The 20,333-nt window shown below is 53.1% G+C and carries 18 protein-coding genes; 13 read left to right on the plus strand and 5 right to left on the minus strand.

Annotated features, from left to right (window positions below; genetic code table 11):
• The first annotated feature begins 59 nt into the window (after positions 1-59).
• The gene (locus ET810_RS01515; protein WP_134315963.1) at positions 60-1,160 is read left to right on the plus strand and encodes a branched-chain amino acid aminotransferase; all 1,101 of its coding nucleotides are present in this window, start codon (positions 60-62) and stop codon (positions 1,158-1,160) included.
• Between the two features lie 96 nt (positions 1,161-1,256).
• On the opposite strand, the gene ET810_RS01520 is transcribed toward ET810_RS01515, so the two are convergent.
• The 4 genes from ET810_RS01520 to ET810_RS01535 all read right to left on the minus strand — a co-directional run bounded on the left by ET810_RS01520 (position 1,257) and on the right by ET810_RS01535 (position 4,586).
• Positions 1,257-2,078: an adenosylcobinamide-GDP ribazoletransferase gene (locus ET810_RS01520; RefSeq protein WP_087454301.1), complete on the minus strand. Its 822-nt coding sequence runs from the start codon at positions 2,076-2,078 to the stop codon at positions 1,257-1,259.
• Between the two features lie 96 nt (positions 2,079-2,174).
• Entirely contained in the window at positions 2,175-3,239 is a 1,065-nt protein-coding gene (cobT, locus tag ET810_RS01525; protein WP_087454300.1) for a nicotinate-nucleotide--dimethylbenzimidazole phosphoribosyltransferase, read from the minus strand.
• Between the two features lie 47 nt (positions 3,240-3,286).
• Positions 3,287-3,841, minus strand: a complete 555-nt coding sequence (locus ET810_RS01530; RefSeq protein ID WP_087454299.1) for a bifunctional adenosylcobinamide kinase/adenosylcobinamide-phosphate guanylyltransferase — start codon at positions 3,839-3,841, stop codon at positions 3,287-3,289.
• Between the two features lie 4 nt (positions 3,842-3,845).
• On the minus strand, positions 3,846-4,586 hold the full coding sequence (locus ET810_RS01535; RefSeq protein ID WP_087454298.1) for a DUF3043 domain-containing protein: 741 nt from the start codon (positions 4,584-4,586) through the stop codon (positions 3,846-3,848).
• Positions 4,587-5,091: 505 nt separating this feature from the next.
• Between ET810_RS01535 and ET810_RS01540 the strand changes: the two genes are divergently transcribed.
• Positions 5,092-5,439: a HesB/IscA family protein gene (locus ET810_RS01540; protein WP_087454297.1), complete on the plus strand. Its 348-nt coding sequence runs from the start codon at positions 5,092-5,094 to the stop codon at positions 5,437-5,439.
• 233 nt (positions 5,440-5,672) lie between these two features.
• Here the strand turns inward: ET810_RS01540 and asnB are convergent, their stop codons facing one another.
• Positions 5,673-7,595: an asparagine synthase (glutamine-hydrolyzing) gene (asnB, locus tag ET810_RS01545; RefSeq protein ID WP_087454296.1), complete on the minus strand. Its 1,923-nt coding sequence runs from the start codon at positions 7,593-7,595 to the stop codon at positions 5,673-5,675.
• A 513-nt stretch (positions 7,596-8,108) separates the two neighbouring features.
• On the opposite strand from asnB, the gene ctaC reads away from it, so the two are divergent.
• The 11 genes from ctaC (at position 8,109) to ET810_RS01600 (ending at position 20,255) form a co-directional block, all read left to right on the plus strand.
• The gene (gene ctaC / locus ET810_RS01550) at positions 8,109-9,194 is read left to right on the plus strand and encodes an aa3-type cytochrome oxidase subunit II (protein WP_087454295.1); all 1,086 of its coding nucleotides are present in this window, start codon (positions 8,109-8,111) and stop codon (positions 9,192-9,194) included.
• A gap of 21 nt (positions 9,195-9,215) precedes the next feature.
• Positions 9,216-9,647, plus strand: coding sequence for an aa3-type cytochrome oxidase subunit IV (ctaF, locus tag ET810_RS01555; RefSeq protein WP_087454294.1), 432 nt, complete (start codon positions 9,216-9,218; stop codon positions 9,645-9,647).
• 567 nt (positions 9,648-10,214) lie between these two features.
• On the plus strand, positions 10,215-10,832 hold the full coding sequence (ctaE, locus tag ET810_RS01560; RefSeq protein ID WP_087454293.1) for an aa3-type cytochrome oxidase subunit III: 618 nt from the start codon (positions 10,215-10,217) through the stop codon (positions 10,830-10,832).
• 88 nt (positions 10,833-10,920) lie between these two features.
• The gene (gene qcrC / locus ET810_RS01565; RefSeq protein ID WP_013911895.1) at positions 10,921-11,817 is read left to right on the plus strand and encodes a cytochrome bc1 complex diheme cytochrome c subunit; all 897 of its coding nucleotides are present in this window, start codon (positions 10,921-10,923) and stop codon (positions 11,815-11,817) included.
• Positions 11,814-13,034 (plus strand): cytochrome bc1 complex Rieske iron-sulfur subunit, encoded by a 1,221-nt coding sequence (qcrA, locus tag ET810_RS01570; RefSeq protein ID WP_087454292.1) that lies wholly within the window; start codon positions 11,814-11,816, stop codon positions 13,032-13,034. Before qcrC ends, qcrA begins: the two co-directional genes overlap by 4 nt.
• Positions 13,031-14,653, plus strand: a complete 1,623-nt coding sequence (gene qcrB, locus ET810_RS01575) for a cytochrome bc1 complex cytochrome b subunit (RefSeq protein WP_087454291.1) — start codon at positions 13,031-13,033, stop codon at positions 14,651-14,653. The genes qcrA and qcrB overlap by 4 nt, the downstream gene beginning before the upstream one ends.
• A 762-nt stretch (positions 14,654-15,415) precedes the next feature.
• Positions 15,416-16,042: a C40 family peptidase gene (locus tag ET810_RS01580; RefSeq protein WP_087454290.1), complete on the plus strand. Its 627-nt coding sequence runs from the start codon at positions 15,416-15,418 to the stop codon at positions 16,040-16,042.
• 170 nt (positions 16,043-16,212) lie between these two features.
• Positions 16,213-17,217, plus strand: a complete 1,005-nt coding sequence (locus ET810_RS01585) for a C40 family peptidase (RefSeq protein WP_087454917.1) — start codon at positions 16,213-16,215, stop codon at positions 17,215-17,217.
• A 66-nt stretch (positions 17,218-17,283) separates the two neighbouring features.
• A complete protein-coding gene (locus tag ET810_RS01590; protein ID WP_087454289.1) occupies positions 17,284-18,414 on the plus strand; it encodes a glycosyltransferase family 4 protein in 1,131 nt (376 codons plus the stop codon).
• 124 nt (positions 18,415-18,538) lie between these two features.
• Entirely contained in the window at positions 18,539-19,492 is a 954-nt protein-coding gene (locus ET810_RS01595) for an ROK family protein (protein ID WP_087454288.1), read from the plus strand.
• A 34-nt stretch (positions 19,493-19,526) separates the two neighbouring features.
• Positions 19,527-20,255 carry a lysophospholipid acyltransferase family protein gene (locus ET810_RS01600; RefSeq protein ID WP_087454287.1) on the plus strand — a complete coding sequence of 243 codons (729 nt, stop codon included), beginning with the start codon at positions 19,527-19,529 and terminating at the stop codon, positions 20,253-20,255.
• Positions 20,256-20,333 lie beyond the last annotated feature (78 nt).

Below are 20,333 nucleotides of genomic sequence, written 5' to 3' on the forward strand. Positions count from 1 at the left end.
AAACGTTATTTATCAGACTATCCAATTGAGCAGAGCAATGTGGGGTGTACCTTTGGGTCATGACGTCTCTCAACTTCAGCATCCATAAAACCGAATCTCCGACTTCCGCCGAAGAACTTGCGGATATCCTTGCTAACCCAGGTTTTGGTAAGCGCTTCACTGATCACATGGTGACCATTGACTGGGACGCAGAGCAGGGGTGGCATGACGCACAGGTTGTTCCTTATGCGCCACTTACTCTTGATCCTGCCACCAGCGTCTTGCACTACGGTCAGGCGATTTTTGAGGGCATTAAAGCGTACCGTCATGCCGATGGCACGATTAAGACCTTCAGGCCGGAGGCCAATGCTGCTCGATTCCAGCGTTCCGCAGAGCGCATGGCCATGCCGGAACTCCCCACGGAGGTGTTTGTTGAGTCGCTGCGTCAGCTCGTAGACATTGATCGTGACTGGGTGCCAGTAGCTGGGGGCGAGGAAGCTTTGTACCTGCGGCCGTTTATGATCGCTACTGAGGCGACACTCGGAGTGCATCCTTCGAGCTCCTACCGCTACGTGGTGATTGCGTCGCCAGCCGGCGCGTATTTTTCGGGTGGCATCAAACCGGTATCGGTGTGGCTCTCCGAGGACTATGTTCGTGCTTGCCCCGGCGGTACGGGCGCTGCAAAGTTCGCGGGCAACTATGCGGCATCTCTGGTAGCTCAAGCTCAGGCCGCAGATAAGGGCTGCGACCAAGTGGTGTGGCTGGATGCTCACGAGCACCGTTACATCGAAGAAATGGGCGGAATGAACCTCTTCTTTGTCATGGGTGAGGAATCCGCTCCTCACATCGTTACCCCTCAGCTCTCTGGCTCGCTCTTGCCGGGAATCACGCGTGATTCCCTCCTGCAGATCGCTCGCGACCTGGGGTACACCACAGAAGAGCGTCTTATCTCTACGGAAGAATGGCAGGAGACGGCCACAAACGGCTCCATGCGAGAGGCGTTTGCTTGCGGCACTGCTGCGGTGATCACCCCCGTGGGATTTGTTAAGTCAAACCACGGTGACTTTGAAGTCAACCACAATGTCGCTGGCGATATCACTATGAAGCTGCGCGACATACTCACAGGAATCCAGCGTGGCACGGTAGCCGATCCCCATGAATGGATGCACACACTGATATAGGTCCGGGGACGTTTGGGCCATAAGTCGGTGCAGAGAAGAGCTTCGGCTTATGGCTTATGCATTCCCGCTGAAGAAATCCGGGGAAAAGGGGAGCACTTAGATAACGCATACCCCGATAGCTAAGAAAACCGCCGATGCTGCTGTACAAGAATGCATAATAAAGCCGGTGGTGTCTCCGTTCATCCCATCAAAACGCCGGCTGCAATGCCTGATCTCTATCACGGCAACACCGATGCTGAGTAGGAGGGCGATGATGACGACTACAGCTATGACGGGGCTTCCGACGAACAGCGGGATGGACACGGACACTGCAGAAATAATGCTGAACCATATCGCGATTGTGGCCGTAGGGACTGTACCGATCATCATGGCGCCAAATCCAGTCGGTTGCATCGGGTTTAAAGAGGAATGCGCACCAAAGATTGCGCATAGTCTGCCGATCATCGGTGCAAAGAAAATCATCCACCAATAGCCTCGTTCGATGAGGGCGTCAAAGCTCGCGATTTGAAGCGTCAACGAGATAAAAGCAGCGCCCATTCCGATAAGCCCGGTGGTCGGGTCCGCAATAATTTCCCTCGCTCGCTCAGGGGGCGCGTAGCTGCCTAGCGCATCGGCTACGTCTGCGAGTCCATCAAGGTGCATGAATCGTGTGAAAAGTTCCCAGAAACAAACAATCACAACTGCGATTAAAAAGGGCGTGATGTGGAAGTGAACGCCTAGTCCCGCCAACGTAGTGCCAAGAGCCCCGAGCAAAATACCGATAAGGGGGACTGAGGCCAACACCCGTCCACCAGTGATGCGGTCAAAGGCTGTGGCTCCCTGAACCGGCAGAATGGTGAGCCAGCTTAAGGCAGTGAGCGGGCCCTCGATAATCGCAGGACGATGTTCGCCTTCCACAAATCCGACTTTGCCCGACATTGTGAGAAACCAACTTTCTGTGTGAAGGGTGCACACTGAATACTTAGGCTGGCAGGAACCAATTACCACAGGCCTCAAAGGGCTTTGAGCAGTGTATTAACCCATACGGTTGGTGGGAACAGCGTCTGCCCCGAAGACCCCAGCGCTATCAAAATTAGCCATGTCATTCATAATGTCTGCGCTGATGCGAAGCAGCGGGAAAGCCGCAGCAGCTCCGGAACCTTCTCCTAGTCGCAGGCCCAAGGTCAGTAGTGGCTCAAGCCCTAAATAGTTAAGCGCAAAGCGGTGGGCAGGTTCTGCTGAAAGGTGCCCTGCCTGCATCCATTTTCTGGCACCGGGAGCAAGCTGCTCCGCAAGCATGGCTGCGGCGGTGACCACGACGCCGTCGAGAAGCACGGGCGTGCGGCGTACAGCAGCCTGCGCGATGAAGGCACCCATAGCGACCAACTCAGGCGAAGTAACCTTTTGCATCATGAGCAGCGGGGTATAGCGCAAATCGCGGGCACGGAACATTGCATCGCGGACGGCAGAGACTTTTCGCTTCCAGCCCTCATCATCAACGCCTGAGCCGCGGCCCGTGACCACCACCGGTTCTTGATTAGCCAACAATCCGATGATCACGGCAGAGGGTGTGGTATTGCCAATGCCGAGGTCTCCTGCCATGAGGACGTCCGCGCCGGAATCGACTTCCTGATCTGCGATGCGCTTTCCTATCTCAATGGCGCGTACCAGCTGATCCTGCGTCATCGCGTCCTCCCGGTCAATAGACCCGCAAGAACGCGACACCCTTTCATCGTCCCAAACATCGTGGTTTAAAGAAATATCGGCAACGCGTACGCTAATGCCGGAAGAATGTGCCACTGCGTTGATCCCGGCACCACCATTGCGGATATTTTCCGCCATTTGGATTGATACCTCGATGGGATAGGGGGAGACATTATTGGTAGCGATGCCGTGGTCGCCAGCAAAGACCACCATGCGAGGGCGCACGATTTTTTTAGGAGGAACCTGCCCCTGGCAGGCGCTGAGCCATACCCCAAGATCCTCCAAGCGTGACAGCGAACCCGTTGGTTTAGTGAGCGTGAGCTGGAAAGCTCGTGCCTGATCCGCTACCTCGGAACTCGGGGCATCGATCTTGGGAAAGAAATCGGATGGCTGCATGTTGTTGCACTCCCATGTGTTTGGCTATCGCGATGTAGTACGTAACGTCAAAGAACGCTTTTTAACTGTAATGGTTGTCCGGCTATAACAAGGAACACTCGATCGCAGACATCCGCAATCATGTGATTAAGCCTGCCTATCTCATCCCGGAATAACCTGGCTGAATGATGCTCGGGGATAATGCCCATTCCCACCTCAGGAGTGACAAGAACCACGTCGCGGTCGGTGGGGAAGACTCGGAGCAAATCTGCCAGACGCACTGATTCCAAAGTGGTGCTGCCAGCAGGGGAATCCCAGGCATTTTTAGTATCAATGAGATGGGTAAGCCATGTGCCGAGGTCGTCGACAAGCAAAGAATGCTCTGTGTGTTGCCGCAGATATGCGGGGGAGAGAACCTCACAGAGGTCTGCGCGATCCTCTGTGACCCAGTGTGGTGGGCGGCGTTGCACGTGCTGGGAAATCCGGCGTTGGAAATCCGCATCAAAGTTGTCATCACCGTAGGGGCGGGCCGTTGCCACATAACGGCAAGAGCCCGCCCCCACAAGTGCCTCCGCAAAAGCAGACTTGCCGGAACGGGCCCCTCCCAAAACCAAACTACGCACGGAATTACGCTACCGTGTCACCGATGCTGACCTGTGGTTTTGGTGTGCGCCAGCGTCGTGGCTGGGTTACACGGCCGTATGCGTAGGCGCCGATACCAAAGCCTGTTTCAGAGGTATCAGGGAAGCGTTCGCGCACCGCTCGGGCTGTTTTTCTACCGAGCACGATGGCCTCGATGGCAAAGGAAGCGATGAAGATGAGCGCTACAAAGGACATTGCGCTAGCAAATGCCGGTACCCATCGTCCGATAAAGAGAATGACAAGAAGAATCAGGGCAAGGGGCATAACAAAGTTGCCGATGTAGCGCTTGGAGTCTACGAGATCGCGGACATAACGACGCTCTTCGCCGCGGTCGCGCTGTAGGAGGTAGCGCTCATCGCCACGATCCATGGCAGCTTGAGCTTCTCGACGTCGCTGCTTGCCTTCGTCCGCGCGCTCCCGTTTATAAGCCTTCCACTCCTCCTTGGTCATGGAAGCTTTGAGCTCCTTGCGCTTCTTGCGCGATTCTCCGTAGCCTTCGCGAGCACCAAAACGAGCCTCGAAGGTTCCCGGATGTGCCTGAGACTGCTTGCGAGAAGGAGTAGCGTGGCCTTTTTTAGGTGTATAAGCCTTGGAACGATTCGCGGCATCGCCGAGACCTGAATTATGAGAAGTCGAAGAGGCCGAAGAAGCCGCTGTAGCTGCCGATGAGGAGGTACCAGTACTGGCAGAATCTTGAGAGGAGTCTTTGTTCCAAGGTAATTTCACGGTTACTAGGCTACAAGGTATCGCCATAAAAGTGGAACGCGGAAGTAACCATTGTGTGTAGGGTGCCTATAAGAGGTTAAAAACGCCAGGTAGAGCGATATATCACGGGCCTTGTATGATCTGCATATCATGCGTGGGGAGATCCCGGAGATGTCTTGGGAAGTCCTTGGTTCCACGAGTGCTTAAAGCTTTGGAATAAAATATGGCGATGTGTAGTTCTTTTATAGGAGCCAGCAGAGTCGTGGCGGAGATAAACTCCATGTCGGATTTTGCCGGACTCAATCGCTGAAAATAGAGGGTATAGTTGTCGGCTATAGCTTCTTGTAGAAGATGACAGCCGTACTTGTTGTAAGTAAGGGAACCTGTTGTGGGTTCTGTCAGGGTGCGCAGCGTCTACCACATGGGGTGGACTGCCGCATGGTGCGGACACTGCACACATCTACACGAACACGAAAGAATGAAACCGAGTAACCGCAGCGGCGGAGAACTCGAATAAGGAGACATGATGACTGCACCTACAACCTCCAACACAGGCGTTATCCTCAGCGCAGCCGCAGCTGCCAAAGCCAAGGCGCTCCTTGAGCAGGAGGGACGCACCGATTTGTCTCTGCGTATTGCAGTGCAACCCGGTGGCTGTGCAGGCTTGCGCTATCAGCTGTACTTCGACGACCGGGACCTCGATGGCGATAAGGTCGACGTTATCGATGGCGTCCGTCTTGTTGTAGACAAGATGTCGGTTCCCTACCTCGCCGGGGCAACCATTGATTTTGCGGACACGATTGAGTCGCAGGGCTTTACCATTGACAACCCCAACGCAGACGGCTCCTGCGCTTGTGGAGACTCATTCAACTGATTTTTGGCATAATACCCCTTTTAGTGGGAGATAATGCCGGTTATAAAAAATCCTCCTAACGGTGATGCATTCACGATTAGGAGGATTTTTGCTTTTCCTAGCTACGTTTGTCTGAGCCGCAAAAGACCAAGAAAAGGGAGAAAGTCCCAGGTAGAAAGAAAAATGGGCGGTGGGATTAGATGAACTACCGTCTAATCCCACCGCGGCGCGAGGGGCGCCCCACTATTCTACCGTTAGAGGTAGACCGGATAATCCTTTTTCTCGATTCCAGGATCGATTCGGTTCTCTATAAAGATTCCATGCCACACCATGAAGGCAAGCACAGTCCATAGCCTACGAGAATGATCGCTGGCTCCTGCACGATGCTCATTGAGCATGTCCAAGACGGCCTTCTTATCAAAGATATGGTCTGTGAGGGACTCCGTAATGGTGTCTTGGGCCCAGCCGAATAGTTCATCGCCGGCTAGCCAATGGCGCATAGGAACGGGGAAACCGAGCTTCTTACGGTGCAAGACATGTGGCGGAACGATCTGTTCCATTGCCTTACGTAGTGCGTATTTGGTGGTGCCCTGCGTGACTTTCAAACTATGGGGGATAGTTTCAGCTACGGCAAACACTTCTTTATCCAAGAACGGAACGCGGAGCTCAAGGGAATGCGCCATATTGATTTTGTCGGCTTTAACCAAAATATCGCCGCGCATCCAGGTAAATAGATCAAGGTGCTGCATGCGCGCGACCGGATCCATATGCGTGGACTGAGCGTAGATCGGGGCTGTTACTTCACGGTGGTCCCATTCCTTCTTGGCCCAAGGCAGAACGCGTTGCATCTGCTCAAAGTTAAAGGAGCGGGCGTTGCCATAGTAGCGTTCTTCCATCGGCATGGAACCGCGTTCCAGCAAGGATTTGCCACGCATTCCCTCGGGGAAGACCTTTGCGAGTTGCCCTAGTCCTCGACGTAGCGGAATCGGGATTTTTTCAAAGGGAGCGAGAGACAACGGCTCTTTATAAATCGTGTAGCCGCCGAAAAGCTCGTCCGCGCCCTCGCCGGAGAGGACAACCTTGACGTGCTTCCTAGCTTCTTGAGCCACAAAGAAGAGCGGAACAAGGGAAGGATCGGCCACGGGGTCGTCCAAGTACCACATGATCTGAGGGATGGCGTTGGCGTATTCCTCTGGCGACACAACTTTAACGATGTGTTCCACGCCGATCGCAGCCGCAGACTCAGCAGCAACATCAACCTCTGAGTAGCCCTCCCGCTCAAAGCCAGTGGTGAAGGTCAACAAATTAGGGTTATGGCGCTTGGCCAATGTAGCTATCGCAGTGGAATCGATGCCGCCGGAGAGGAAGGACCCGACGGTGACGTCGGCACGCATATGCTTTTCGACGCTGTCCTCTAACGCGCGAGCGATTCGATCAAAAAGATCTTGTTCCTTGCCCTTGGGAACTTCCTGTGCTGGGAATTGGGGGCGGAAATAACGAGTCTGCTTGACCTTGCCGCCGGGGACAAGCTCCCCGTAGCAACCCGATTCGAGCCGGCGGATGTGCGTGTGAAGGCTCTCTGGCTCTGGTACGTACTGCAGGTCAACGTAGTGCTCAATAGCCCGTTGATCAAGGCTGAGATCTAGACCCAGATCCTCGGCGGCCTCCAAAATGCATTTCTTCTCCGAAGAGAACATGGTTCCGGCATCTGTGGTTGCGTAATACAGCGGCTTGATGCCGAATTGATCGCGGGCGAGGAAGAGTTTTTCTTCCTGGGAATCCCAAATGGCAAAGCCAAACATGCCACGCAGGTGCTGGACGACGTCCGCACCCCAGTGGTGATAGCCGACGACAATGGTCTCGCCATCGCCTGAAGTATTAAAGGTGTAGCCGAGTTCCTGTAGCTCTGCCCTGAGCTCCACATAGTTATAAATTTCGCCGTTAAACGTCATCGCATAACGATCGGCCTGGTCTTGTGGTCCCCATTTCAGTGGCTGATGGGAGTGTTCGAGATCGATGATAGAAAGGCGATTGAACCCAAAGACGGCTTGCTCGTCATGCCACGTTCCGGCTTCGTCTGGCCCCCTGTGACGCATACACGGTAGCGATTTTTCGATGGCTGGGACGTACCTTTGGGCATCCCTTGTGCTCGTAAGCATGCCAAGAAGTCCGCACATAGTTCGCCGCTCCTTCTTATATATGAACAAAGTACTTAGCTGTCTAAGGGTACCCCGTTGGGGTTGTAGAAGGTATTGCGACGATCAGCTCTGTGGAATGTGAGCGAAAACGCTCTTAAATCCCGGGGGAGGGGACTTGGAGGCGTTCCTGATTTCTCTTATTTTTCCGTGCTGCGGCTTAAGCGGAAACGGTTTTTTGGGGCACTAACGTGCTGTTTTCTTGGGGAGGGTATACATAAGGTTGATTGCCCGTTTAGTTCCTGTGATTTGGGGCACTATATTCCGGCGTGATCTGTGCTACTGGGGTGGATTTTCCTAGGAAACCCGAAGGTTCTCGGAGAAAATACAGTGAGAAGAAGGGGGAGAGCGTGCCATGACATTCAGGAAAACAAAGAGGGGTGGACTATCCTGCACTAATAGGCGTGGGTTTTGGACTGTCCCCAATCAGAATCTGATGAGTTACGGATGGCCTAAGACTCCAAGGAAATAAGTGCGACAGGAAGGCAAACGCGCGTGGAACAGCAGCAAAAGCGTGGCATTGGGCGCAAAGCATTGCTTGGTGGCGCCATCGGCTTTGGTGGCCTTACCCTTGCGGGATGTGACGTAGATGCACCAGGCGGTGTTTTGGGTAAAGCTCTAGCCTTTGGTTGGCCAGAAGGCGTTACGCCCGAAGCTACTTCGATGTATAACTTCTGGGTCTGGGTCTGGGTAGCTGCCTGGATCATCGGCTTCATCATGTGGGGGCTTTTCATCTACGGCATGTTCGCATGGAGTGCTAAGCGTGCGGAGAAGGCCGGCAAAGATGAGTTCCCTCGTCAGACTCAGTACAACATTCCGTTGGAACTGGTGCTAACGATAATCCCGATCGTTATTGTTATGGGCCTCTTCTTCTTCACCGTCCAGACCCAGGACAAGGTAACCGCGATGGATAAAGATCCTAAGGTCACCGTGGACGTTACTGCCTATCAGTGGAACTGGAAGTTTGGCTACTCGGATATTGCTGCCGAGTTTTCGCCCACCGGTGCTGAATATAAGGGTGTCGACGAAGCTCGCCAGGCTGCAGCCGAGGCAAGCAAGGTAGACCCTAACGGCAAGAACCCAATCAACGGAATGTCTAAGACTGACACGTCTTACCTCCACTTCAACAAGATTGAGACTTTGGGTACTTCTGAAGAGATCCCAGTGTTGGTTCTCCCAAGTGACACCGCAATTCAGTTTGACTTGGCTTCTGCCGATGTCTCCCACGCATTCTGGGTTCCAGAGTTCTTGTTCAAGCGTGACGTGTACAACCACCCGGAGCAGAACAAGCAGCAGCGTCGTTTCCAGATCGCAAAGATCGAAAAGACTGGTGCGTTCGTGGGTCGCTGTGCGGAGATGTGTGGCACCTACCACGCAATGATGAACTTTGAGATTCGCGTAGTCACTCCAGAGAAGTTCAAGCAGTACATCTCTTTCCGTAATAGCAATCCGCAGGCTACAAACTCTGATGCTCTCAAGAGCATTGGAGAGGAGCCCTACGCAACCACCACGCACCCGTTCAACTCTGAGCGTGCTACGCGTGATGGCGACAACTTTGATAAGACCAGCCCCGCTGCGTAGGAACAAGGAGAAGTAGAGAACATGAAAGCTACATCCAAGATCATGTATTCGATGGCAACGTTCCTTGCCGTCATGTCAGTGATCTATGTTTTTGCCACAATGTACGTTAGGGATTCTGGTAGCCACCCTGGTTTTGAATGGGCTGGTGGAGTTTCGCTGATTCTGGCGACGCTACTCACCCTGATGTTGGGCGGGTACCTGCACTTTACTGAAAACCGCATTGACATCCTTCCTGAGGACTGGGAAGAGGCTGAGGTTGCAGATGCTGCTGGAACTCTCGGATTCTTTAGCCCTAGCTCTATCTGGCCTGCGGCTATGAGTGGTGCCATTGCTGTTCTTGGCTTTGGCGTTATCTTCCTTCACTACTGGCTCATTGCAGTTGGTGCGGCATTGCTTATCTACACCACAACCATGCTGAACCTTCAGTACGGTATGCCAAAAGAAAAGCACTAGTTGTATAGTTAGCCTTCCGCTTTTGGTCGTACCCGAGGCGCACTTTCCTTAGAAAAATAAACCCGATCCCCACTGTCGTTATGACGGGTGGGGATCGGGTTTTATCTTTGTATCTCGGCTGTCTGATTAAAGACACTGTCGATGGGTGGGAAAAGTTCCCGCGGGGTTAAAAATAATTTTAAAGGGGCAAAAAGCGTCAGACTATCCGATATTGCGCATAAAAGCGCAGGTAGTTGGGGGTCATACTAAAGTTGCAACCTTGGCAGATGCCTTCTCTTTGGAATGTGAAATATCTCTCAGGCAAATAGAGGGAAAAATAAAACTGAAGAGAACTACGCCTGAGGCCGGGGAAAGGGCTTGTGGGAAAAACTGGGCAACCTTCAGGTTTCTACTGTGGTGACCTGCGGAAACCCTCCCTCGTATGGAAAGGGTGTTTAGTTCCCGTTGTGTCTAAGAAAAACTGTGGGCTGTGGAACAGAAAAATATTGCTATGTGCAAGAAATGAGGACCTAAAAAAGGCGGGGGCAGAATGTGACTTGATCGGAAGAAACGACCATACTAATTAACGTGACGAGCGCAATAGGAAACAAAGATATGGCAGCACCGCAGCGTGTTGCGGCACTGAACCGGCCAAATATGGTCAGTGTCGGCACGATTGTGTTCCTGTCCCAGGAATTAATGTTCTTCGCCGGTTTGTTCGCGATGTACTTCACCTCGCGTGCAAATGGAATTGGTAATGGCTCTTGGAAAGAAGGAGCTGCGCACCTCAACGTGCCTTACGCATTGGTGATCACCGCTATCTTGGTGTCCTCCTCTGTGACGGCTCAGTTTGGCGTGTTCGCGGCGGAACGCGGAGATGTTTTTGGTCTTCGTCGTTGGTTCTCTCTGACCATTTTGCTGGGAGCAATCTTCTTGCTCGGTCAGAGCTATGAGTACTACCACTTGATCGAGCATGGAATGACGATCCCGAGCAGTGTGTACGGTTCTGCGTTCTACATCACCACGGGCTTCCATGCAGCACACGTGCTTGCGGGTGTTTTGGCATTTGTGGTTGTGTTGCTTCGCATTTCTAAGTCGAAGTTCACACCTGCACAGGCGACTGCTGCGATGGTGGTGTCCTATTACTGGCACTTCGTTGACGTGGTCTGGATCGGCCTGTTCATCACGATCTACTTCATTCAATAGGCGGTCTTGGCTCATATAACCGCTCAATCCGGTTATATGAACTGAGATAGCCCCTCACTTTCCGTATTCGAGAACATTAAGGGAAATGATGGATACCACCCAGAACAAGACTGAAGCGGTAGAAGTACCCTCAGCTTCAGTCTCCAAGGCCAAGAAAGTTCGAGCACGCCGCAAGGTGCGCCGGACTGCTGTTGGTGCTTTAGCGCTAGCTGTTGGCCTTACCGGTACCGGACTTTTAGTTAACGCTGTGACGCCTGACGCTCAGGTAGCTACGGCGCGCCAAGACGAGCAAGCAATGATTCAGGAAGGTAAGGACCTTTATGACGTTGCTTGTATCACCTGCCATGGCGCAAACCTCCAAGGCGTGAAAGACCGGGGTCCTTCGCTGATTGGTGTTGGCTCCGGTGCAACGTACTTCCAGGTTCATTCTGGACGTATGCCAATGCTGCGCAATGAGGCGCAGGCCATGCGCAAGGCTCCACGCTACTCTGAAGCACAGACCCTAGCGTTGGCCGCATACGTTGAGGCTAACGGTGGCGGCCCCGGCATCGTATACAACGAGGACGGCTCTGTCGCACTAGATACTCTTCGTGGCGCTAACTACAACGGAAAGATCGATCCAGCCGATGTCGCTCGCGGCTCGGATCTCTTCCGTTTGAATTGCGCTTCTTGCCACAACTTCACGGGGCGCGGTGGCGCACTTTCTAGTGGTAAATACGCACCTGTTCTAGACCCTGCAAATGAGCAGGAAATCTACCAGGCAATGCTTACTGGTCCTCAGAACATGCCTAAGTTCTCGGATCGTCAGCTCTCCGCTGATGAGAAGAAAGACATTATTGCTTACATCAAGTCTGCTAAAGAGACACCTAGCCCAGGCGGCTGGAACTTGGGCGGCCTAGGCCCAGTCTCTGAAGGCATGTTGATGTGGCTCGTTGGAATCGTGGTCTTGGTGGCCGCTGCTCTGTGGATTGGATCTCGCTCATGAGCAATAGCAATGAAAAGAAATACACAACGCAAGAACTAGAAGCGATGTCTAACGACGAGCTAGCACGTTTGGGTACAGAGCTCGACGGTGTGACTGTTGCTTATCGTAAAGAGCGTTTTCCAGTTGAGGGCGATCCGGCTTCCAAGCGTGCTTCTATAAAAGTTGGCGTTTGGTTCGGCATCGGCATCGTCTCAGCCTTGGCATACTTGGCTATTTACCTGTTCTGGCCATGGCACTATAAAGGCCTCGGCGATGACGGATTGTGGACCTACACGCTGTATACTCCGCTGCTTGGTTTGACCGCAGGTCTTGCCATTTTGGCACTGGGCTTCGGCGTGATCATTTGCATCAAGAACATCATCCCTGCAGAGATCTCTGTACAGCGTCGCCACGATGGACCTTCGGAAGAAGTGGATCGTCGTACGATCACCGCACTGCTCAATGATTCTTGGGAAACCTCCACCTTGGGGCGTCGTAAAGTGCTCAAGTCGATGCTTGGCGTCGGCGGACTCCTTGCGGGACTAGTTATTGTTGCTCCGCTCGGCGGCATGGTGAAAAACCCATGGAAGAAGGGCGAGCTAGGCATTCAGGGTGACGGAACCCTGTGGACCTCCGGTTGGACGTTGCATGAGAAAGGCGTGAAGCTTTACCTAGGGCGCGACACCGGAACGACCGCTGAGAAGCACAGCACCTCTGTTGGCACGCACTACACGACGCACGGCGTTAGCCGCCTGGTTCGTATGCGTCCGGAAGATCTGTCTGCTGCTGCAATGGAAACCGTTTTCCCGCTCCCAGAAGAGCTGGTTAACGATGGCGATAAGTACAGTGCAAACGCTGACGTGTACACGGAGCAGATGCACTCGATTCACGGCCCTCGAAACGCAGTCATGCTTATTCGTCTTCGTGCTTCTGATGCTCAAAAAGTTGTTGAGCGTGAAGGACAGGAAGAGTTCCACTACGGCGATTACTACGCCTACTCCAAGATCTGCACGCACATTGGTTGCCCGACGTCCCTCTACGAGGCTCAGACGAACCGCATCCTTTGCCCGTGCCACCAGTCGCAGTTCGATGCATTGCATTACGGCAAGCCGGTCTTCGGCCCAGCCGCCCGTGCTTTGCCTCAGCTGCCGATTACCGTTGACGAAGAGGGTTACCTCATTGCCGCAGGAAACTTTGTTGAACCTGTCGGCCCGGCATTCTGGGAGCGTCGTTCATGAGCAACAAACTAGCTGACATTGGCAATAATATTGACTCTCGATACACAGCTGCTGCTGGTATTCGTCGTCAAATTAATAAGGTATTCCCGACGCATTGGTCTTTCATGCTCGGCGAGATCGCTCTCTACAGCTTCGTTATCCTGTTGCTGACCGGCGTATACCTAACACTTTTCTTTGACCCTTCCATCACCAAGGTCATCTATGAAGGCGCTTACTTGCCTTTGAATGGTGTGGAAATGTCTCGTGCATACGAGACCGCGCTGAACCTTTCCTTCGAGGTGCGCGGTGGTCTCTTCATCCGCCAGATGCACCACTGGGCTGCGTTGACCTTTATGGTTTCCATGACGGTTCACATGCTCCGCATCTTCTTTACCGGTGCGTTCCGGCGCCCGCGTGAAGCTAACTGGATCATTGGCTGCGTGCTTTTGTTCTTGGGCATGGCGGAAGGCTTCATGGGTTACTCCCTTCCTGATGACCTGCTTTCCGGCGTCGGTCTGCGCATTATGTCTGCCATCATTTTGGCTCTCCCCATCATCGGTACCTGGTTGCACTGGTTGATCTTCGGTGGAGACTTCCCATCTGATTTGATGCTCGACCGCTTCTACATCGCACACGTGCTCATCATTCCAGGCATCATCCTTGGCCTGATTGCGGCTCACCTTGCTTTGGTGTGGTACCAAAAGCACACTCAGTTCCCGGGTGCTGGTCGCACAGAGAATAACGTCGTCGGCGTTCGTATCCTGCCGGTCTTCATCCTGGAGACCACCTCCTTCGGTTTGGTTACCTTCGGTTTCTTGGCACTCTTGGCTGGTTTGACCTCTATCAACGCTATTTGGAACCTGGGTCCTTATAACCCGTCACAGGTTTCAGCTGGTTCGCAGCCTGATATTTACATGCTGTGGACTGACGGTGCAGCGCGTGTGATGCCGGCTTGGGAACTCTACTTTGGTAACTACACGATCCCTGGTGCTTTCTGGGTTGCCCTTCTTTGTGGTGTCCTTGTCGCACTGCTCGTGGCTTACCCGTTCATCGAGAAGAAGATCACTGGCGACGACGCCCACCACAACCTGTTGCAGCGTCCCCGCGACGTTCCGGTGCGCACGTCCCTTGGCGTGATGGCAATTGTCTTCTACTTCTTGCTCACGCTCTCTGGTGGTAACGACCTATTCGCGTACCACTTCCAGGTTTCCCTGAATGCTATGACATGGGTTGGACGTATCGGTCTGATTGTTCTTCCCCCGTTGGCTTACTTCATCACCTACAGGATCTGCCTTGCTCTGCAGCGCTCTGACCGTGAGGTTCTGGAGCATGGTATTGAAACCGGCGTTATCAAGATCATGCCTAACGGTGCCTTTGTAGAGGTTCACCAGCCGCTCGGCCCAGTCGACGAGCATGGACACCCAATTCCGCTTCCATACGCTGGTGCTGCTGTTCCTAAGCAGCTCAACCAGCTTGGCTTCGGCGGAAGCCCTGGCCGTGGTTCATTCTTCACTCCAGATTCGGAGTCTATCGCGGCGAAATACGATGAAATTGAGCATGAGAATCATCGTGAAGAAGTTGAAATGTATGAGAATCTGCAGAAACAGAATCGCATCAAAGATGGGGTAGAGAAAGACTAGCCCTAAAACGTTCTCGAATACGACAGTGTCCTTCCTGGTTAACGGGAAGGCCACTGTCGTCTTTATAGGATTACTCCTTATATATAAGGAGACAACGCAGAAGACGCGACTGCAGGAGGGGGAGATAAAACAGCCAGGGGCACAAGCGTAATAACGCTGAAGTCTGTGTTGTTGGTTCCTCATTATTACGTGGCTTATCTAGTTATTGATGTGACCTAAGTGCTTCAAGTGTCTCGGAATGCTATGTAGTGGCTGTTACTTTTGATGCTTTAGTTACGTGAGAGGCGTCTTTACGTAGGGGAAATGGATGACATACTGCGCTTTTTCCCGTGGGGAAAACGGTATTGGTGACCTTGGATATGGAGAAAATTACAAAACGTGACCGGGATCATACATATTTATATTTCGGCGATTGTGGCGAAAGTGTGGTGGGGGGTTGGGGTGTTTTTCGCTTCTAAAGGAAGTTCCTATTAGTGCAGTTCGATGGGGGGATTTTGCCACTCAATGCCACTGCCTGCCGTCAGTGGGGGTGAACTTATCTAAATTTAAGGAATGGAGACGTTTGTTAAGTAACGGTTTTATAACGTGTGGATCTTTGTTGATGGGTGGACATGAAGCGTTGCCGTTTCGTAACCTAATCGAGACATTTGAGTTGGTCCCGTGTGATGGGGCTGCACGTACTTGAAGATAGGGTCGCCTGCTTCCTTGAAAAGGGAAAGCAGCCACTATGTGGCAGACCGATAAGGATTTGGAGTTTCTTTCGTGGCTAAGCACCGTCGCAGCAATCAGAACACCGCACGTAATGCAGCAGCTTCTGCTGTCGTGGTGGGTGCCACCGCAACTCTTACCGGACAGGCACATGCCGCTGAGGTTGTAGTTCCTAACACAGGAATCAAGTTTGAGGTTCAGGGAATTGAAAATGTACCTGGCATTGCAAACGTTCCGGGTAGCGATCAGTGGATTCCTTCTCTGCAGGGACAGGGTGGGAACGCTAACTACTCTGCACTGGTAAATGTTCCTACCATCAGCTCTTCTCCGGCAACTTCTTCCGGCCAGGCCGTGGTTGATGCTGCACGTTCCAAGATTGGTTCCCCTTACGTCTGGGGTGCTGCAGGTCCTAGCGCTTTCGACTGCTCTGGTTTGACCTCATGGGCATACGCGCAGATCGGCAAGTCCATCCCTCGTACTTCCTACGCACAGGCTGCAGGTGGAACAAAGGTTGCTCGACAGGATCTTCAGCCTGGCGACATTATCGCTTTCTACTCTGGCGCTTCCCACGTTGGAATCTATACCGGCAATGGCACTGTTATTCATGCCTTGACTGAAGGAACTCCGCTTTCTGAGTCTCCCATCGATTACATGCCTTATTACAACGCAGTTCGGTACTAAATAGACCGATGATTAATAGTGAAGGTTCGGCTGTGCATGCCGGACCTTCACTATTTTCACTTTGCTTACAGTTATGCAGGGCAATGCTTGTTTTTTGCTGTGTGGGCTATATAGTTGTTGTGTTCATCTAGCTAGACATTATGGGGAAAACAGTGAAAAAAACGCGCCGAATGCTTTTCGTTGCACCTTTGCTGGTCATGGTTTCTGTAGGTGGATCTTTGGCGCCGGCTGTTTTTGCAGACGATGTCGAATCACTCATTAGCTCGATGGAAGCTATTTCCCAAGATGCAAACGCCAAGAATGAGGCGGTGAAACAGCTGGAGCTTGATTTAACGGCAGGGGAAGAGTCTTTGCGGAATCTTCAATCTGATGTTGATCGAGCTACCCAGGAAGCGGACGAGGCGAAGGCTAAAGAAGACGTCTATCGCAGTGAGATCAATCGTCTGGCGGCTTCAAAATATCGTGGCGCTGTTATTGATCCATTAACTAATGCTGTTTCTGCAGAAAATCCCCAGAACGCTATTGACCGTGCCGCGTATATGTCGGTTCTCACGAGGAATGCACAGGCAGCTTTAGGCGAGTTGTCTAAAGCAACAGAAAACTCTGCAGTCAAGCGAGGATCTGTTACTCGTGCGATTGCTGAAGCGAAGTTTAAGCAAGCTGAGCTTGAAAGACAGCACGGGGTTTTACTCAAAGAGCAAGAAGCGCTCAAGACCAAGACTGAAGATCTCCGTAAACAGGTAGAAAGTCTCAGTCGCGAAGATAGGGCGCGGTGGGAAGCTAAGAATGGCCCTGTAGCATATTCGCTCGATGGAGTTGTCGGTTCCAACCCCGAGGGGATGGGTGCTCTGCAGGCGGCGATGACTAAACTCGGTTCGCCCTATGGGTGGGGTGCGGTAGGACCGTCGCAATTTGATTGCTCTGGATTGGTGTATTGGTCTTACCAGCAGCAGGGCAAGTCGCTTCCACGAACGTCCCAGGCGCAAATGGCTGGTGGAACTCCTGTTTCTCGTAGTGAGCTACAACCGGGAGACGTCGTCGGATATTATCCTGGTGCCACGCACGTGGGAATCTATGCAGGCAACGGCATGCTCGTGCATGCGTCGGATTATGGCATTCCAGTTCAGGTCGTGCCTGTTGACTCAATGCCTTTCTATGGAGCTCGCCGTTACTAATCTTCGCAGTGCATGCCCGACGATCAATGATCGTCGGGCTCTCACTATTCATGGGAGAATCAAAGCATGACCCGGGTGCTCTTAGTTACTAATGATTTTCCGCCGACGCTTGGCGGAATCCAGTCGTACATTCGTGACTACTTGGATGAGCTGGAGCCACAGGATGTGGTTGTGTTCGCTTCTACGCAGGATGCCGCTGCTGTGGAGGCTTATGATGCGTCTCTGCCTTATGTGGTGTATCGCTGGCCGCACAAGATTATGCTTCCTATCCCTGCTACGGCTCGTCGAATGGCAGAGATTATAGAGAAGGAACAGATAGACACCGTGTGGTTTGGTGCGGCCGCTCCATTAGGGCTTCTTGGCGGAAGAGCTAAGAAAGCCGGCGCGCGTCGGGTTGTTGCGTCGACTCATGGGCATGAGGTGGGCTGGGCAATGTTACCGATAGCACGCCAGCTATTGAGGCGCATCGGTCGATACAGTGACGTAGTCACGTATATCTCTGAATTCACGCTTGGTCGCATCCGAGGGGCCTTTGGTTCTCACGTTGAGTTTGCGCATCTTCCTTCAGGTGTGGATGTGGAGCGCTTTCATCCGGTAGAAAACGGTGTAAGGGCGCGTATCCGTGAGGAACTGAGGTGGGGCGAGGATGAGTTTGTTATCGCATGTATTTCTCGTTTAGTTCCTAGGAAAGGGCAAGACCGGCTCATCGAGGCTCTTCCTGAGATACTTAGCGGAGGCCAGTCGGTTCGGCTGGTGCTCGTGGGCGGGGGGCCGTATGAAACTAAACTAGTGGAACTAGCGGAAAGGCATGGGGTAACAGATTACGTAGCTTTTATGGGCAGAGTCTCTGAGGAATGCATGGTGGAGATTCTTCAGGCCTGTGATCTCTTTGCTATGCCGTGTCGAACGCGGGGGCGCGGGCTTGATGTCGAGGGGCTAGGGATCGTCTTCTTGGAGGCCCAGGCGTGCGGCGTGCCGGTCATTGCTGGGGACTCTGGTGGCGCACCGGAGACGATCGCTCCTGGGGGTGGTGTGGTTGTGGATGGGCATAGTGCGGCGGCGGTGGCTCTTGCCGTGAACTCTCTTGTAGCAATGGGCGGGGAGCGCCGACAAGCTATGGCAGGCAAAGGGCGGCAGCACGTGAAAGAGCAATGGAGTTGGGAGATTATGGGGCGGAGACTACGCGCATTGCTATAAGCGTAAATGTGATATTGGGGTGGCGGCTCGCTATACTCTGTTAGTTATGCTTTGTGCGGTTCCATAGTGCGTGGCCGCATAGAGTGCGCGTTTTCCAAAAAGTCGAGGACAGTTGAGGCGAGATATGTCTGAAAGATCCGACGCAGTCACCGTGGGCTTTGATATTGGTGGCACTAACATGCGGGCGGCGGCGGTGACTTCGGATGGTCAAATCATTAACTCTATGTCGGTTCCTACGCCATCGACTCCTGAACTGCTTGAATCGGGCATTATCGGGCTCGTAGATAACCTGCGGCAGCGGCATGATGTCTCCGCAGTGGGGCTCGCGGTAGCTGGTTTTTTGGACCCTGATTGTGAGGTCGTTCGTTTTGCTCCGCATCTTCCGTGGCGAGATCGGGCTGTCCGCGCAGAGCTTTCGGAAGCTCTAGGCTTACCTGTCCGGCTTGAACACGACGCAAATTCGGCAGCATGGGGAGAATACCGGTTTGGTGCCGCACAGGGGGCATATAACTGGGTCCTCTTTGCAGTAGGAACGGGAATTGGTGCAACCCTTATGCATCAAGGAGAAATTTATCGTGGGGCGTTTGGCACGGCGCCGGAGTTCGGCCACCTCACTGTGGTGCCAGGGGGCCGAGCGTGCTCTTGCGGCAAGCGGGGATGCCTTGAGCGCTATTGCTCAGGAACGGCTTTGGAAACTACTGCTCGTGAAATGATCGCGGCGGGCAAGGCAACCGATTCCGTGCTTATCGACGACCTAGCCAACGGTTCCCTAAGCGGTAAGCGCATTATGGCTGCAGCTGGTGACGGTGATCAGCTGGCGTGTGCTGTAGTGGAAGATTTTGCGCAATGGATGGGGCGCGCCCTCTCAGTGGTGGCGGATGTCCTTGATCCTGGTCTTATCGTGATCGGTGGGGGAGTATCCACTGCAAGCGCACTTTATATTGATACTGCCGTGGAGACGATGGCTGCATCTATGGTGGGGGCAGGATACCGCCCCCTTCCCAAAGTTTCGTGTGCGAAGCTAGGCGGAGATGCGGGTATGATCGGGGTATCTGATTTGGCTCGCCAATTGGTCTGATCGCCCTCGCTCTCTGATATTCAAGGATTCCCTGATGCACAACAAGTGGTACTGGACCTTCAAGCACATCCTGCTAGGTCCTATTCTGCGCCTGTATAATCGGCCCGAGGTTGAAGGAGTAGATAAAATCCCTTCGTCGGGAGCAGCGATTCTAGCCTCGAACCATCAGTCGGTTCTGGATTCTTTCTATTTTCCTTTGGTGTGTAGTCGTCAGATCACTTTTCCGGCAAAGAGCGAGTATTTTACTTCCTCGGGGTGCATCGGCCGGTTGCAAAAGTGGTTTTTTACTTCTGTAGGCCAGGTTCCTATTGATAGAAACTCTCCGACTGCTGCTGTGGAATTGATCAGTACGGCTCGTGAGATCTTGGGGCGGGGAGACGTGTTCGGGATTTATCCTGAAGGTACGCGCTCACCTGATGGGCGGGTTTATAAAGGGCGGACGGGAATGGCCCGGATCGCGTTTACCACCAATGATCCGGTGATTCCCGTCGCCATGATTGGAAGCCGTGAGGCTAATCCGATCGGCTCGTGGATACCACGTCCTTATAAGGTTCGGATGAAGATAGGCGATCCGATCATTCCCTCTGAATTTGCTGCGAAGCGGGGGCTGGACCCAGAATCTCACGAGGCATATCGTGCACTCACTGATTATGTGATGCATGAGCTTTCGTGTTTGAGTGGCCAGCCGTATGTGGACATGTACGCAACGGATGTAAAAAAATCCCTTGAAGAGGACAAAGGATATCCCGCGGGCGCGGAGTAAATTTGGGTGCCCTTAGTTTTAGCTGCTCTGGTGATCAACTAGGCTTATGGTCATTTCGCATGGCTATGTGCCTATGTC

It is taken from the genome of Corynebacterium silvaticum, assembly GCF_004382825.2.
Lineage (GTDB): Bacteria > Actinomycetota > Actinomycetes > Mycobacteriales > Mycobacteriaceae > Corynebacterium > Corynebacterium silvaticum.

What these genes read in the sequence shown, in the direction of transcription:
- ET810_RS01515 (WP_134315963.1), top strand. Translation starts at nt 60, where the DNA reads ATGACGTCTCTCAACTTCAGCATCCATAAAACCGAATCTCCGACTTCC.
- ET810_RS01600 (WP_087454287.1), top strand. Translation starts at nt 19,527, where the DNA reads ATGCACAACAAGTGGTACTGGACCTTCAAGCACATCCTGCTAGGTCCT.
- ET810_RS01590 (WP_087454289.1), top strand. Translation starts at nt 17,284, where the DNA reads ATGACCCGGGTGCTCTTAGTTACTAATGATTTTCCGCCGACGCTTGGC.
- asnB (WP_087454296.1), bottom strand. Translation starts at nt 7,595, where the DNA reads ATGTGCGGACTTCTTGGCATGCTTACGAGCACAAGGGATGCCCAAAGG.
- qcrA (WP_087454292.1), top strand. Translation starts at nt 11,814, where the DNA reads ATGAGCAATAGCAATGAAAAGAAATACACAACGCAAGAACTAGAAGCG.
- ET810_RS01585 (WP_087454917.1), top strand. Translation starts at nt 16,213, where the DNA reads ATGCTTTTCGTTGCACCTTTGCTGGTCATGGTTTCTGTAGGTGGATCT.
- ET810_RS01520 (WP_087454301.1), bottom strand. Translation starts at nt 2,078, where the DNA reads ATGTCGGGCAAAGTCGGATTTGTGGAAGGCGAACATCGTCCTGCGATT.
- ctaF (WP_087454294.1), top strand. Translation starts at nt 9,216, where the DNA reads ATGAAAGCTACATCCAAGATCATGTATTCGATGGCAACGTTCCTTGCC.
- qcrB (WP_087454291.1), top strand. Translation starts at nt 13,031, where the DNA reads ATGAGCAACAAACTAGCTGACATTGGCAATAATATTGACTCTCGATAC.
- qcrC (WP_013911895.1), top strand. Translation starts at nt 10,921, where the DNA reads ATGGATACCACCCAGAACAAGACTGAAGCGGTAGAAGTACCCTCAGCT.
- ET810_RS01540 (WP_087454297.1), top strand. Translation starts at nt 5,092, where the DNA reads ATGACTGCACCTACAACCTCCAACACAGGCGTTATCCTCAGCGCAGCC.
- cobT (WP_087454300.1), bottom strand. Translation starts at nt 3,239, where the DNA reads ATGCAGCCATCCGATTTCTTTCCCAAGATCGATGCCCCGAGTTCCGAG.
- ET810_RS01595 (WP_087454288.1), top strand. Translation starts at nt 18,539, where the DNA reads ATGTCTGAAAGATCCGACGCAGTCACCGTGGGCTTTGATATTGGTGGC.